This is a genomic window from Bradyrhizobium sp. UFLA05-108 (assembly GCF_059803455.1).
Window position 1 is genome coordinate 23,510 of record NZ_JBANAZ010000056.1, and the last position, 14,940, is coordinate 38,449.

Sequence of the window (14,940 nt, forward strand, 5' to 3'; positions counted from 1 at the left end):
CGCCGCAGGCTACGGACGATCGATCGATGCCTCGGGATTCACCGATTGTCGTCGAAAGCATGGAGCCTGCGTGCGGGCCGCTGCCGAGCATCTCGGCGCGGCGAGGACACCCTTGCTCCCCTGATCTTCCCTTCGGCAGAGCGGAGTTGGGATCGCAGTCGCGACTTCAGAGTTCGGATCCGCTCCAAAGCCGCGCAGAGGGCTCGGCGAGAGGTCCGCCATGCCGAGGTAGACTCCAGAAAATCCATCATACGTCGCCAGTACCCGTGGCCCCACGCGAAGAGAGGGATCGATAGGAGCTTTTCCTTGTTCAGCTGAAAAAGTCTTTCGACAACGGTCAGCTTCAGGACTTCCGCGCCGATGAAGACGATCGCTCCGGGCAGAAAATGGCCCGTACCGAGCAGATAGGCGCTCAGGGGCTTTGCGGGCTCCAAAATGATCACGGGTACCGCAAACAGCGCGAAGGATTGATAGGGCCCCAAGGACATGACCCAGCGACGAGCACGTTCCAGCAACCTCTTCTTGCTCAGCCACGCCGCGATCGGTCCCGTAACGGCCGAGAACAGCGCATCGATGGCAAAATAAACGGTAGCGATAGCGAAGATCGGTGTATTCCAGACTCGCGCCATTTCATCCTCCGACCAGACAAGGCTCCCCGAAGCCAAGACGTTCCACGATGCCCTCACGGATCTTAGGTCAGGGCCGGATCTCTGAATTTCGGCTGCTTTTCCTTGTGATTGGGCCGGTGCTCGCTTCTTGTCTGGCCAGTGATGGCCGGCGGTGGAACTCGCGGGCGCTGCGGTCGTTGCTTGGCCGCGGTAGCAGTAGCGAGTAGGAGGATCCGTGAACCGACGCCAGCTTGTTCGAGGGTCGGCGGTGCTGCCGGCGTTGCTGCTCGCCTCGCGGAGCGGATTCGCCGCCATTGGTCCGTCGGAGGGCGCATTCGAGCCATCCAACGTGAGGGACCTCGCCCGCATGCTGGCGAGCAAATCGTACGAGGCGCCCGACGAGAAGCTGCCGAGCGGCTTGCGGGACCTCGATTACGATCAGTACCGTTCGATCCGCTTCCTGTCCGAGCGCGCGCTCTGGCGCGGCAAGAATCTCCCTTTCGAAGCGCAGTTCTTCCATCGCGGATTCTTCTATAAGACCCGGGTGAACATCTTCGAGGTCGCGGACGGAAAGGCCACCGAGATCAAGTATCGCAAGGCGGACTTCTCCTTCGGCGACAAAGTTCCAGGGTTCGAGGACGCCGATCTGGGGTTCGCCGGTTTCCGAATCCACGCGCCGATGAACCGGGCCGACTATTACGACGAGGTCTGCGTCTTTCTGGGCGCGAGCTACTTCCGCGCCGTCGCCAAGGGACAGACGTATGGGCTTTCCGCTCGGGGTCTTTCGATCGATACGGGCGAAGCCAAGGGCGAGGAATTTCCGCTCTTCAAGACCTTCTGGCTGGAGCGGCCTGCGCCTGGTGCGACTGCGCTGGTTATCCATGCTTTGCTCGACAGCAAAAGCTGCGCGGCGAGCTACCGATTCACCGTTCGGCCGGGGGACACGACGGTCTTCGACGTCGAGATGTCGGTCTATCCGCGTGTCGAAGTGCAGCGGGTCGGGCTCGCGCCGATGACCAGCATGTTCTTCTACGGTCCGAACGACCGCAACGACATCGACGATTTCCGCCCGTCCGTTCACGATTCCGACGGCCTTGCGATCTTCAACGGGAAGGGCGAAAGCCTCTGGCGGCCGCTCAGCAATCCCCGAGACCTCCAGATCAGCACTTTTCAGGATCTCAATCCCCGCGGGTTTGGGTTGATGCAGCGGGAGAGAAACTTCTTTGCTTATCAGGACATCGAATCCAGCTTCGAAAAACGTCCCAGTCTCTGGATGGAGCCGATCGGGGACTGGGGCGAGGGCGGGGTCATGCTGTTCGAGATCCCGACCAAGGAGGAGGTCCACGACAACATTGCCGCATTCTGGCGGCCTAAGAACCCGCTGCAAGCCAAGGGTGAACACAACTACACCTATCGGCTGCATTGGGGACCGGACAATCCCAAACCGCACTCGCTCGCCCGCTTCACGCGCACCGGCATCGGCGCGAGGGGCGAAGACGCCCGCCTCTTTGTTCTCGATCTGGTCGGCGACAACTTGAAAGGCATCGACCCTGCGGGCGTAAAAGGTGTGGTGACGGCTGACAAGTCGGAAGTGAAGAACATCGTCACGCAGCCCAACCCCCACACCGGCGGCTGGCGGCTGAGCTTCCAGTGTCAGGTCAAGGGCGAGCCGATCGAGCTGCGCGCGTTCCTTGCCGAAGGCGACAAGCCCTTGTCGGAAGTCTGGGTCTACCGATGGGCACCCTGAGCACGGCCCCGCGGCCGGTTGCCGGCGCTATCGCGACCCAACGCCTGCTGCCGCGCGAGTCTCCCCTTCCCATGGCGCCTGCCGATCTCGGAAAAGACCGGGTGCCGGACCGCGTCCCTGCGCCGGTCGCCACCACGATGGTTTGGCGACGCGGTCTTATCCTCTTTTGCACGGCGGCGCTCACGGGGGCGGGGGGATATGAGATGTATCGCGTGCTGGAGGTCGGCGGCGTCACCGTCCTCGAAGCCATGGTGCTGGCGCTCTTCCTTGTCCTGCTCGCTTGGGTCGCCTTTTCGTTCGCGTCCGCCGTCGCGGGATTCTTCGTGCTGCTGGCCCAACGTTCGGACGGGGACGCCTTCGCGCCTGGTGCGGAATTGCCTGTCATCGCAAGCCGCACAGCCATGCTGCTTCCCACATACAACGAGGACCCGCACCGATTGACGGCCCGGCTGCGTGCGATCCTCGAGTCCTTGGAGGGGACCTCGCGAGGAAATCTGTTCGACTGGTTCGTTCTGAGCGACAGCACAGATCCCGACATCTGGATCGCGGAGGAGAAGGCGTTGCTTGCATTGCGACAGGCCGTCGGAACGCCGCGGCTGTACTATCGTCACCGCGCCGACAACACAGCGCGCAAGGCCGGCAACATCTCCGAGTGGATCAACCGTTTCGGCGCGGGCTACGACTTCATGATCGTGCTCGACGCGGACAGCCTCATGAGCGGGCAGACGATCGTGCGACTGGTTCACGCCATCGAGACCAACCCTACCGCGGGGCTGGTCCAGACGCTCCCCATGATCGTCAACGCGCGGAGCCTGTTCAGCCGCGTCCAGCAATTCGCGGGCCGCCTGTACGGTCCGCTGATCGCCGCGGGCGTCGCCTGGTGGCACGGCTCCGAAGGCAACTATTGGGGCCACAACGCGATCATCCGAGTAAAGGCATTCGCCGAAGCGGCCGCGCTGCCGCAGCTCCGAGGACGGAAGCCGTTCGGCGGGCACATCCTCAGCCATGATTTCGTCGAGGCCGCGCTGATGCGGCGGGCCGGGTGGGGCATCTACATGGTGCCGACGCTCGGCGGAAGCTACGAAGAGGTGCCGCCTTCGCTGCTCGATTTCGCCGCGCGCGACCGGCGTTGGTGTCAGGGCAATCTTCAGCATCTGGCCGTGGTCCCAGCGCGAGGTCTGCATTGGGTGTCGCGCCTGCATTTCATGGTAGGCATCGGGGCCTATCTGACGGCGCCGCTGTGGCTGCTATTCCTGCTGCTGGGAATGTTGATCTCTCTGCAGGCCCGGTTCGTACGGCCGGAATATTTCCCGAAGGGCTTCTCATTGTTTCCGACGTGGCCGGCCCAGGATCCCGTGCTCGCCATCTGGGTGTTCGTCGCCACCATGGGTCTGTTGCTGTTGCCGAAGCTACTTAGCTTGGTCCTCGTCTGGATGCGGCGATCGTTGCGAAGGCAATTCGGCGGCGCGTTGCGTGCCTTGGCCGGAGTTTTCGCGGAGATCGTCGTATCCGCGTTAATGGCGCCCGTGATGATGATCTTTCAGTCGATCGCGGTCGTCGAGATTCTGGCCGGCCGCGATGCGGGCTGGCAGACGCAGAGGCGCGACGACGGCACGGTGGAGCGCCGCGAGCTCTATCGGAAATACGGCGTTCCGACCGCGTGCGGCGTCGTGATGGCTGCAAGCGCCTACGCCGTTTCGCTGCCGCTTCTGCTCTGGATGTCGCCGGTCATCGTGGGGCTCCTGTTCGCCGTTCCCATAGGGGCGCTGACTGCCGCCCCCGTCTCCGGCAAATTGTTTGCCACGCCGGAGGAAAAAGAATCGCCTCTCGTCTTGCGTCGAGCGAACGAATTGAGCGGGTCGATCGATGTAGGCATAAGACCGGCCTTGGTGGAGCTGCGCGAAGACGCCGGGCTCCTGGCCTTCCACCTCGCGCAGCAGTCACCTCCTCGCGCCGCCCGGCCTGACACGGTCGACGTCAACCTGGCGGTCGGACGCGCCAAGGTCGACGCGAGCGATAGCTTCGAGCAGGCGGCTGCCTATCTGTCGTCGCGGGAGGTTTTTTCGATCCTGAACGATGGTCCAGCGTTGTCGGCGGTGCTGCAGAAGGGATGAACAGGAACGGCGGTGGGAGACCCGGCCTGGGTTTGAACCAGGAAGTAGTCCGGTACTTTTGCGTTGTATCGCTGGGATTGTAGTGCGGGGGGCGCTATCGTCTGGAGGCAAGAGTTGGACCCGGCGTGCGAGATTCGTCGGCCGGACCGCTCTGCAGCGCCGCCCCCCTTTGGGCGACGGCATGATCGAACAGTTCAAGCACGAGACCGAATGCGGCCAAGTCCTCTTGTTCGAGCGCTCCATCGTCGTAGCACTTGATCGCTTCGGCGATGATCGCGTCGACTTCGCGCTGCGACCTCATCAGGTCCTGTTCGGACCCGGCACCGCGAACCTCAGAGACCACGGCAAGAATGCGGTTGCGCTGGCTGGTGTTGTCGTCCCGTTCGTCCCTATTCAGATAGCGACGCAGCCAGGCGGCGGCCGAACCGATGCCGGAAAGAAGAAGCAACGCGAACCAGAAATAGTCGCTGTACTTGTCCAGAAACGTCCGCTCGGTCCCGTTGATGACCGCCGCCGCGCCACGGTGCACGGAGGGCTCCGCCTCCTTCTCGGTTTCTGGTTTTGCGATGTGCGCGGCGCCAGCGACACGTTGGCTTATGGTATCGCGTACCGCGAAAAGCTGCCGGTAGAAGGCCGCAGCTTTGGCTTCGGACAATTCTTTTCTGGCAAGGATGAGATGGTTGACGCTGATGGTGTCGACCTTGTCCTCAGGCCAGGCCGGGTTCGCGTTGAAGACGCTGCCGGGGATCTCTTCGGCTTCGTACCGAGGGTGCCTCAGGGCGATGGCCTCGGACGCTTCGATCGGGAGAAACCTCGGCGCTCCGCGCGATCGGGACGTCATGGCGATGGCGTCGGTCGTGATCTTGCTGTCGAGCGGACCGACGGCGAGGTACGCGTCGAGGGTGACGTCTTTAGCGAGCTTCTCGATCTCATCGGTCCCGAATTGAGCCGTGGCAACCTTGTCGGGCTGCACGCCTGAGCCCTCTAGAATTGTCCGCAGGAGTGCGACGTTGGCGCCCGTCCTTCCGATGATGCCGACCTTATGACCGGCCAGATCGGCGATCTCTCCGATCTTACTCGCTGCCTTTTTCCTGGAGTCCTTGCGCCCAGAGGGCGACCATAGGACAACGTAGTTCTTCCGCAGGACGGCCAGTGTCTGCGCGTCGGCCGGCATTCCCAGGTCGCCGCGGCCGACCGCCAGGTCGGCTTTGCCGGCGCCTAGCAAAGCCAGGGATTCGGCCGCTCCGCCGGTCGTGACGGGCGAGAGCCTGACGGTCCTGCTTTCCTCCTCGAAAGCCTCGGCCATCGTCTGGACCACCTGGTGGTCTTCGCTACCCGAGGGGCCGACGGCGATCCGGAGGGTCTCGGGCTGCAGGAGGTAGAACAGGGCAGCCGCTGCGGCGCCGAAGACGACGAACCCCAGAGCCAACACGATCAACAGTCTTCGTTGGCGGCGATCGTGAGAACTTCTAGCTGGATCGGACGGTGGCATCAGCGAACCCTAGGTGAACGAAAGGCTGTTTGGGGACTTCAAAGGCGTCACCGGAAACTTGTGGCGAACATGCGTCGGGCGGGAAGGTTCCGCCGAACGCAAGAACGAGCTCGCGAACGGCTTGGATTTGAACTGCGAGCGAGCTTCTGGATCATCCGCCTTTGCGCGGCACCATCAAGCAGATCTTGGAGGATGATCTATTTCGAGCCTCGAACGTAGGGATCATTCCTGATTTATCGACGCAGTATCCGCAGTGCCAAGGCGAGCGTCTCTTCCAGCGCTCCCCGTTCATGCCGGTCTTTCATGCCGTCGAGATCACATCGGGGTTTTCCCTTTGCGTACTCCGACAGGACGCCAATCAGGCGCGAGACCCCAGCTCCTCCCCCGCTTGCCCGGAGCTGGGGTCTTTGCTTGGGAGCTTGCATTTCGCGGCGGTCGGCTTTTGGCGTCTCACGGGGGCCGCTTTCAGGGCACACGCAAATGAAGAGCCCGCACCGCATCCCCGGCGGTTGGAAGCCAGTTTGCTTAGTGCATGTGAGCCAGCCAATAGCCGGCGCCACCGACGACGATGACGGCGGGCACGGCCCACAAAAGCAATCCGGGCATGATGTCCTCCTTCATGGCCGTCAAGCGACCGCGCGCTGATTACTGCTCGGTGCAGACCTTCGTGGTCTTGACGGCGGCGTCCGCTTCGGTGCGGGTCTTGTAGATGCCGTTGCCGACGACGGTCGTGGTGGTGGTCGTCGGCTTGCTGTCCACGACTGTGCACTTCTTGGTGGTCGCATCGCGCACGATGTAGAACTCGGCGGCGCTCGCGGCTTGGGTGCCCAACGCGAAAGCGGCGAGCGCGCCGCACAGGATCAGTTTCTTCATGGTCGTCTCCCTTGCTGAACTAGCGTTGGGAAACCTCCATCCTTCTTCGAAGTTCCACTTCTTCCCGACATCGGAATTGGCAGGCTTACGCGGATATTTTCCGGGAGAGCAAAAAAGGGAGGTCGGAAAAGACGAAGTGAGGTTGCCGCTTTTTCCCGGTTTGGAACCGAAGCCATCGCTGAAAGTTGTTCGGCATCTGATAATCGGGAGTTTTCACATGAACAAGCGTTTGCTGTTGGCCACCACCGCCGCGCTGGCGATCGCGACCTCGGCCTTTGCGCAATCTTCGCCTAACAATACTACAAGCCCCTCGACGACCCAGCGGCAGCAGGATTCGAGCTCGACCTCGCCGTCTTCGTCGAGCACGACCTCGGCGCCCTCGCCTTCGTCCTCCTCTTCTCAGACGGCCAATCCTTCGACGAATTCGGCCCAGACGCAGTCTCCGGCGTCGAGCGGTCAGACCGCTGCTGGCCAGTCGTCCAATTCCGGGTCCGGCACCAACACGACGCAGGCACCGTCCTCAAACAACTCGACCAACCAGGCCCAGACCAATCAGCCGTCCAACCAGACAACGACGCCTTCCAACCAGGCGCAGACCAATCCGCCTTCGAACACAAACAATCAAAGCGCCAACCCATCCGCCTCCGGCAACAACCAGGCGCAATCGCCTACGGGCAGCGGTTCGACCAACACGGCCCAGCAGCCCAACAATCAGCAGAACACGGCTGATCGTTCGTCCAACACCAACGTGAACGCATCGGTGAACATCAACGACCAGCAGCGGACCCGCATCAGCGCGTCGATTTCGCACCTGAACGTGCAGCCGCTCACCAACGTGAACTTCTCGCTCTCGGTGGGCACCGTCGTGCCGCGCGACGTCCGCCTGCAGCCGCTGCCGGCCGAGGTCGTCGAAATCTTGCCGCAGTACCGCGGCTACGACTTCGTACTGGTGAAGGACGAGATCGTGATCGTCGAGCCTTCGACCTACAAGATCGTGACGGTCGTGCCGTACTCCGGCCGCTCGACCGCAGCCGCGCCGGCGCGCACGGAGCAGCGCAAGGCGACGTTCACTGAGCGCGATCGAGAAGTCGTCCGCAAGCACGCCAAGGCACACCCGGTCGAGCGGGAGAAGCGGGTGACCACCGGCAGCTCGGTCCGGACCGAGATCCGGACCGGCGAGCGCGTGCCGGAGGGAGTGGAGATCGAGGCCTTCCCGGAAGAAGTCTATCGCGAAGCTCCGACCCTTCGCGAGTATCGGTACATCAACCGCGACAGCCGTACCTACATCGTCGAACCCGGCGACCGTCGCATCATCGAAGAAATCGAATGATCTGCATCAGGAGAAACGACCATGAAAACAATTGCACTTGGCGCAGTCGCCGCGGCGCTGCTAGGATCCGCGGCGGTTGCCGCTCCGCTCAATTCCGCGGCCATCGGTTCGACCGAAGCCTCCGCCATCGATCAGGTTCGCCTGGTCTGCAACGAATACGGTCGCTGCTACCGTACCCGCGGCCCTCGCTACGTTCAGCGCTATTATGACGACGATGATAGTTACGTGGTCCGCCGCAGCTACGGCTACTATGGAGGGCCCGGTTACTACGATCGCGGTTACGGCTACTACGGCGGTGGCCCGAGCATCGGTTTCAGCTTCGGCACCCGAAGCTGGTGAACTAGGAAAGGGCCGCTCGAAGAGCGGCCCTTTCGATATTGATTTCCTCTGGCGGTGATGAGATGTCTGCTGTTGCGAAACTCCTGGCCCAGAAAGTGCAGTTGCTGGCGCGGCTCCAAGTCCATCCCGGCTCGAACGAGAGCGCCGAGATCCAGGCGCGTCTCGCCAAGATCGAGACCGCGCTGAAGCTTCTTGGCGGCCGCGATTCGGCTGCTGCGGCCACTGAGCACGTAGCACGAGATCGTCCAGCTCCGCAGCGCCTGTGCAGAACGCCAGCAGGCGATGCGGCAGAGCGTCGGTCGGGAGCGCGCGCCGGCGAAGGCGGGCAAGCCCGCCAAGAAGCCGCGCAAGGCCGCGGCCGCCCAGAAGGAAATGCTGATGCCGATCGAGGGCAAGAACCCGAAAGAGGCGGCGAAGAAGTCGGCGGCCAGGTTGCAGCGGAAGTCGGCTTAGCTCAGGCCCTCCGGAGCGACAGCGTAGGAACCAGTCAGTCCGGCGCCCGGTTGCTCCGCAAAAGACGAATAGGAGGACTCGCATGGACATGAGGGAAGCCTCGGCAATGACGGAAGCCTCCGGGCTAACGAACGAGGATGGCGGCATCGAGCAGGCTTCCGGAGCAAGGCCGGACGCCAAGACCGAAGTGGAAGGAAGCCGTCGACGCACCCACTCGCCTCCGCCGGACGCCGCGCTGCGCTGGGCCGACCAGTTGCGCAAGCTGACCGTGGAGGCTCCGTTGCAGTCGCTCTTTGTCGCGTTCCTGCTCGGAGTCTGGGTCGCCCGTCGGCGGTAGGGAGCTGCGAACCTGCACGTGCCTCGTGGCTAGGAAGCTCAGGACATTTCAGACCTCGCTGGGCTTCTACGATCTTGCGATCGCAGCGCCTTCTATGAAGGCGGCGCTCGAGGCTTGGGGCGCCGGAAGCAATCTCTTTCATCAAGGTGTCGCCAAGGAGACGGACGACCCCGACGTCGTCACCGCGACGATGTCCAGGCCAGGCGTGGTGCTTAGGCGTCCAGCTGGATCGAACGGACGCTTTGCCGAGTGCTCCGGACTCCCGTCCGCCCTGGGATCCGGCGAGAACGAAGTTCGCCGCGAAAGGCGCCGGGCGAACTCGGGCAAGAGAGCCGCGCCCAAGATCAGCGATTGGGCGCCGCGAGAGCGGTGTGCCGGCCGCCTTCAAGAGTACGAGAGCAGCGAGACCGTGCGCAGAGTTTCATCGACGAGACCCTACATCTCCTTCAAGGGACGGTTCTGGAAAGTCCCCCAGGCTTTCGCCCGCGAGCGCCTGGCCATCCGACCGCTCGAGGCGAATAACGGACCATCATCGCAACCGTCAACAAAATCTAGGAAGCCTAGCTAAATCAGGTGTCGATGCACCGGCACCAGCCGGTAGGTCCCTGATTTGATGCTGCCGCAAAGCGGATTGAGATCGAAGGTATGGCGTCCGGACTCCTTGCGAACATCTTCCTTGCGAAGCTGTAGAGCTTCACTGATCCGGCACCGGTGTAAGCGGCTATTAGTGGAGCCCAACTTTTGGCAGCGGCAGTCTTGGCGTCCTCTTTCGGCCTTCGTTCGTAAGCAAGGCAGGCGTTGAATAACTCCTTCGGCTCCTGATCCGTGAAGCCTTTCGACCGGATCTTCTTTTCCGACTTGACCTTGATTGCATCGACCGGATTTTTGGTCAGCTTTCGATTGTCTACCGCCCAGCCGAACACCGACTTAATCCCGGGGAGATCGCCGTCCTTCAGGGTCTTGGCGCTGACCACCTTGAGCCGAGCATCTTTGAACGCGAGCATGTTCTGCTCAGACACTCGGCCGGCAACATCATGACCAAGATGTTTGATGAGCCGGTCTATGGCACCTTTGTAGGTGTCGTGAGTGCTCTGGGAGCGACCGGCGGCCTTAGTCTCCTTCCACCATAGCTCAAACAAGCTCGTGATCGTCTGCTTTGGTTTGACCGCTGCAACCGTTTCGATAGGCGGAAAGCGCTGGGCCTTTGGGTTTGGGCTGTAGTCGCCCTCAGCGTTGCGCCGTAGCTGCCAGCCAGCATCGAGTTAAGCCGTCCCCACCAGTTTCAGGAAGCGCCCGCGATCGTCCGGAGCAAGGTGAATGCGGTGGCGAATGAGAACCCAATCCGCAAGGAATCCGCACGTGTCAATCCTAGCGTTCGACCTTTGAATTGCGCATAGTTTGGTACGGCTTATACAGTCGAAACATCACCGCGTGATTGTCGGGCTTGAGACGAATGTCCAAAATCCGACGCGCACACTCAATACGAGGCGCTGGAGAACCCGACGGTTTTGGGCGGCACGCCGCTTGCTTCATTCGTACCGCCGTCACCGACGCCAGTTTCACAGCGCTCGGCTGAAAGGCGGGAGAGTGCAGCGGAGTGTTTGATGCGATCTGGAGTTCGGTTTTGCGAAGCCACAACCATTGCGTCCCTCGCAAGTCGCGCAGCCAATTCTGCGGGCCCTCGGCCAGCAGTGAAGCCGCCGCCCATTGTTTGGAGCTGGTCGGAAGATATACTGGCGCGCAATTCGGCGATGGTTACCGCTGGAAGTGATTCTGTAATCCGTGTTTGCCGGCATGGCGGCATTGTCGACAGTCCCGTTTTCCTGAAAGCAAGCTTTGCTCGAAGAGATCATGGTCAGGCGCAGTGTGCATCCTTTGCGCACAACCTGATTGGAGGTAGTAACGGCCATCCGTACTTCGCCCCGATCGAGCACGGCGTAGCCCGCGACGAATACCGATCTTGTGCCCAATTGTGGTCTGCACGGACGTCCGTTCAATGATCGCAATCCTCAACGCGAGGTCCTGAACGCAGCTGAGGCGACAGCGTTTGCCTGCGTCTCATTTTCATTTCGCAATATTGAAATCGCGCGAGCCACTCGGGACCGGGCGCGTTTGCGTTCGGCAATAGGCACATCGGCGGGCAAGTTGAAGGCGTTACAAGTTGGCCAACGAGCGATCGAGACGGACGAGCTGTCTCCGGCCTCGGCGCTTTCTCGAGATCTCGAAAGCTGCATATCCCGCTTTCAGGGGCGGCTGCGCTGTTCCGCTGTCTATTCAAACGACGCTTTAAGTGCACATGCGAAATCGCTCTTTCGGAGGAAGAGGTTGATGGAAAGTCGCTTCATGCCACACATCGGAATGGTTGCGTTGGCCAGTCAGCAGTATCTGGCGATCGCGTTCATCTATTCGGCCATTCCTGTGATCCTCCGGGGCAACGGTGCCAGCCTGGAACTCGTCGGCTTATATAGCACGGCATTCGTTGCCTTCACCGTTAACTTCCTTTGGGCCCCGGTCGTGGATCGATGGAGCGTCAATCGTCTCGGGCTGAGACGTTCATGGATCCTGGTGACTCAAGTCGCCAGCACCACGGTGCTGGCAACGATGGCATTTCTGAACCCGAAGACCGACTTCGTGCCAGTTTTTCTTGTCTCTCTCGCGCTTGCGACCATTGCCGCCACACAGCGGATCGCAACGTTGGGGTACATAGCGGACGCCCTCGATTCCCGCGAGCGGCCGCTCGGGGCTGCGCTGCTGGGTTGGGGCCGGGCCATCGGCCACGTAATCGGTGGCGCGGTCTGCCTGCAATTGATCGAGATTTTCGGCTGGCGCCCGGCTTTGCTGGGCTTGACGCTACTGGTAGCCGTCTTCGCTGGATGGGTGTTTGCGATTCCTGAACCGCTTCTTTGCAAGGGTCGGTCGCGCTCGCCACAGCACCTATCCATCTTTGCGATGCTACGCAACAACGGCCTGTGGTCGACGGCTGCTTTGATCGGGCCCGGCGTTATCGGAATCGCAGTGGCCTTCGCAACGGTGCAGTTGCGGCTCGTTGATATCGGCTTTGCCGCGGCAGATATCGGCTGGATCGGAGCTCTCTCGAACGTGGTGACGTATACTATCATTGCGCCGCTGACGAGCGCGATCCTGACGCGAATGGCACCGCACCGTGGCCTGATATGGGGCTGCGCCGTCCTGGCCATCGGTTTTGGAGGGCTTTCGGTGATCGATCACTATTTGGACGTAAGCGTGAGCGCCGTCGCGAGCGTTGGGATGGTGTTCGCCGCGCTCGCAGTCCAGCATGTTACATTCACGAGCTGGTTTCTCGGGATTGCCAGGCCGGGCAAGACGGGAACTGATGTCACGTTCCTGACTTCGGTAATGTCGGCGTTTGCACTGGTGGGCTTCGCAGCGAGCGGGTTTCTCGCGGCAAGATTAGGTTACGGGGTTACGCTGATATTGCCGGGCGTCGGCTATGCTCTATCAGCCTTGCTTGCTGCGGCATTGCTCCGCCAATCTGACATCGCAGCGCCTGGCGAGGACTGACAATCGTGTATCGTTGGAAGCTGCTCAGAAACTGTCTTTGCGACTTCGTGGATCATGCCGGATTCCTTCACGATAAACGGGCCCGCATCAGTCCTGTCAGACAATGCCTGATACCGACACCGACGTAGCCGATGGTTGGATCGCGCAGCAAACTGCCCATCGAACGAAACATCAAGGCATGTCGCTTCCTCAAGTGCGGCAGGATTGATCCGATGTCGCTCAGGACGCGGTCCATTGCCTCGCGGTCACCGCGGCGAAGGGCCGTTACGTATTCGCCGTGCAGGTTTGCGTAGAACCGCGGCGCGATCAGATCACGCACGAAATACCGATTCTGGCGAGGATTGTCGGGGAAGGTCGTCGCAAGCTTGTATGCATAGATCATACGGGACCTCGCCATGCGCGGGCTATACGATGTCGAGCCTGGATAAATGCGCCATTTCGAAAGAGGTTCGTCAAGATAGACGTGATCGTATCCAGCGCGAAAGAGCCGCAGAAAAAGGTCGTCGTCCTCGTAACCGGATAGCCTATCATCGAATCCACCGACTGCCTCGAACGCTCGGCGCGAGATGAGTGAGGCTGATGGCAAGATGAACATGTCCCTGGCCAAACACTCGATAATGCTTTGTTTCGGGTGTTCGGCGGGCACTTTGTCCAAATAGCGCTTTGTGACCATCCCGCCGCTTTCATCGATTTCATCAAGGTTGCTGTAGACCCAGCCGAGCGGAATTCCACGCTTCTTTTGGAACGGTTTGGACAGCATCTCGAGATGATGAGGATGCCAGACATCATCCTGGTCAAGGAGGGCAATCAGACGGCTTCTGGAGTAGGAGACGCCAAAATTTCGAGCAGACGATTGGCCGCCGTTCGCCTTGCGAAGCAGCCTGATCCTCGGATGGACCATCGCCAGGCTCGCGACGATGGCCGCTCCGTCATCGGTTGAACCGTCGTCCACCACGATAACTTCGCTCGGCGGAAGCGTTTGAGCCAGCACGCTCGCGAGGGATTCTTTGATGAACGTGGCACCATTGTACATGGGAATAATAGCCACGATCGAGAGATCATCGGACGCGCCCATGGTAACTCCTAGTTGTAGGCCTGCTCTGAAGGGGATATAACCTAAAGTTGAATGCGCCGCCATCAGGTTGTTGAACAGGTTGGCGACAGCGCTATGCGGTAGTAAAATTGTCGATCTAGACCAGGTGGCATCGGCGCGGCCCTCAATGAAAGCCATTCCGACGCAAGGCGTCTGTCCTCGCAGTCGCATCATCTTGAGACTGCGGCAGCACGGCCCCAAGCTCAGCCCAGAGCGGAGGCTAGCAAGCATCAAGGACCACCAGCACAGATCTCAGAGTAGGCTTGTAGGACAGCTTCAATTTCACCAAACATCTGGATTTCACCGCGCTCCATCCAGATGGCTTTCGTGCACCACTGCCGACAAATTTCGAAGCTATGAGAAGCGAGCACCAGGATGCTCGCTCGCTCGACGAAGGAAGCTACACGACGCTGCGCTTTGGCAAGAAAAGCTGCATCGCCAGCCATGATCCATTCATCCATCAATAGGATTTCTGGCGAGAAACAGGTTGCCACGGCGAACGTCAATCGCGTCATCATACCCGACGAATAGGTGCGTACCGGGATGCTCAGATAGTCACCGAGGCCGGTAAAATCGCCGATGTCCGCCATGTGCGATTCTATCTCGCTTGAGCTTAGACCAAGCAGCATGCCACGCAGCCGGATATTGTCATATCCGCTCAAGTCAGCATCGATTCCCAGTGCGATATCAAACAGAGGTGAAATTCGGCCACAGGACGTTACATTCCCGATTGTCGGTTGGTAGACTCCGGCCATGACGCGAAGCAGGGTCGTCTTGCCGGCCCCATTACTGCCGATGAGGGCTATGCGATCACCGGCAGTCAACTGGAAAGAGACGTTTCTGAGCGCCTCAACGACAATCCTATGACTGGCATCTGTTGCAAGCTGGCCGCCAGTGCCACGAAACAACAGATGCTTTTTGAGAGAGCGTGAACCTGTTTGGTAGATAGGAAAGGAAACGCTTACATCATCAAGCGCAAGCAGAGGCGTCTGGTCAAAGGCTGATGTAACCATC

General features: G+C 60.8%; 13 protein-coding genes and 2 pseudogenes. 9 read left to right on the forward strand and 6 right to left on the reverse strand.

Features of this window, described 5'->3' with window-relative positions; genetic code table 11:
• Positions 1-38: 38 nt before the first annotated feature.
• Positions 39-629, reverse strand: coding sequence for a hypothetical protein (locus SO140_RS32540; protein WP_498543582.1), 591 nt, complete (start codon positions 627-629; stop codon positions 39-41).
• 214 nt (positions 630-843) lie between these two features.
• Here SO140_RS32540 and SO140_RS32545 point away from each other — a divergent pair, with 214 nt between their 5' ends.
• Positions 844-2,355: a glucan biosynthesis protein G gene (locus SO140_RS32545; RefSeq protein WP_498543583.1), complete on the forward strand. Its 1,512-nt coding sequence runs from the start codon at positions 844-846 to the stop codon at positions 2,353-2,355.
• The gene (mdoH, locus tag SO140_RS32550; protein WP_498543584.1) at positions 2,343-4,469 is read left to right on the forward strand and encodes a glucans biosynthesis glucosyltransferase MdoH; all 2,127 of its coding nucleotides are present in this window, start codon (positions 2,343-2,345) and stop codon (positions 4,467-4,469) included. The genes SO140_RS32545 and mdoH overlap by 13 nt, the downstream gene beginning before the upstream one ends.
• 94 nt (positions 4,470-4,563) lie before the next feature.
• Here mdoH and SO140_RS32555 read toward each other — a convergent pair whose 3' ends face one another.
• Together SO140_RS32555 and SO140_RS32560 are read right to left on the reverse strand one after the other, a co-directional pair.
• Entirely contained in the window at positions 4,564-5,961 is a 1,398-nt protein-coding gene (locus SO140_RS32555; RefSeq protein ID WP_498543585.1) for a TAXI family TRAP transporter solute-binding subunit, read from the reverse strand.
• A gap of 645 nt (positions 5,962-6,606) precedes the next feature.
• A complete protein-coding gene (locus SO140_RS32560) occupies positions 6,607-6,834 on the reverse strand; it encodes a hypothetical protein (protein WP_449382402.1) in 228 nt (75 codons plus the stop codon).
• 217 nt (positions 6,835-7,051) lie between these two features.
• On the opposite strand from SO140_RS32560, the gene SO140_RS32565 reads away from it, so the two are divergent.
• The 6 genes and pseudogenes from SO140_RS32565 to SO140_RS32590 all read left to right on the forward strand — a co-directional run.
• Complete coding sequence (locus tag SO140_RS32565) at positions 7,052-8,164, forward strand: DUF1236 domain-containing protein (RefSeq protein ID WP_449382425.1); 1,113 nt, start codon at positions 7,052-7,054, stop codon at positions 8,162-8,164.
• Positions 8,165-8,185: 21 nt separating this feature from the next.
• Entirely contained in the window at positions 8,186-8,503 is a 318-nt protein-coding gene (locus SO140_RS32570; RefSeq protein WP_498543586.1) for a hypothetical protein, read from the forward strand.
• 282 nt (positions 8,504-8,785) lie between these two features.
• Positions 8,786-8,956, forward strand: a complete 171-nt coding sequence (locus SO140_RS32575; RefSeq protein WP_498543587.1) for a hypothetical protein — start codon at positions 8,786-8,788, stop codon at positions 8,954-8,956.
• Positions 8,957-9,038: 82 nt separating this feature from the next.
• A complete protein-coding gene (locus SO140_RS32580; RefSeq protein ID WP_498543588.1) occupies positions 9,039-9,293 on the forward strand; it encodes a hypothetical protein in 255 nt (84 codons plus the stop codon).
• A gap of 25 nt (positions 9,294-9,318) precedes the next feature.
• Positions 9,319-9,568 (forward strand): annotated as a pseudogene (locus tag SO140_RS32585) (cell envelope biogenesis protein TolA); the annotation flags it as partial.
• Between the two features lie 113 nt (positions 9,569-9,681).
• Positions 9,682-9,807: pseudogene (locus SO140_RS32590) on the forward strand (IS481 family transposase); the annotation flags it as partial.
• Between the two features lie 55 nt (positions 9,808-9,862).
• Here the strand turns inward: SO140_RS32590 and SO140_RS32595 are convergent.
• Positions 9,863-10,432 carry a hypothetical protein gene (locus SO140_RS32595; RefSeq protein ID WP_498543589.1) on the reverse strand — a complete coding sequence of 190 codons (570 nt, stop codon included), beginning with the start codon at positions 10,430-10,432 and terminating at the stop codon, positions 9,863-9,865.
• Positions 10,433-11,621: 1,189 nt separating this feature from the next.
• Here SO140_RS32595 and SO140_RS32600 point away from each other — a divergent pair.
• Positions 11,622-12,833, forward strand: a complete 1,212-nt coding sequence (locus tag SO140_RS32600) for an MFS transporter (RefSeq protein ID WP_498543590.1) — start codon at positions 11,622-11,624, stop codon at positions 12,831-12,833.
• A gap of 67 nt (positions 12,834-12,900) precedes the next feature.
• Here the strand turns inward: SO140_RS32600 and SO140_RS32605 are convergent, their stop codons facing one another.
• Both SO140_RS32605 and SO140_RS32610 read right to left on the reverse strand, forming a co-directional pair.
• Entirely contained in the window at positions 12,901-13,908 is a 1,008-nt protein-coding gene (locus SO140_RS32605) for a glycosyltransferase family 2 protein (protein WP_449382406.1), read from the reverse strand.
• Positions 13,909-14,156: 248 nt separating this feature from the next.
• Positions 14,157-14,939, reverse strand: a complete 783-nt coding sequence (locus SO140_RS32610) for an ABC transporter ATP-binding protein (RefSeq protein ID WP_449382407.1) — start codon at positions 14,937-14,939, stop codon at positions 14,157-14,159.
• Position 14,940 lies beyond the last annotated feature (1 nt).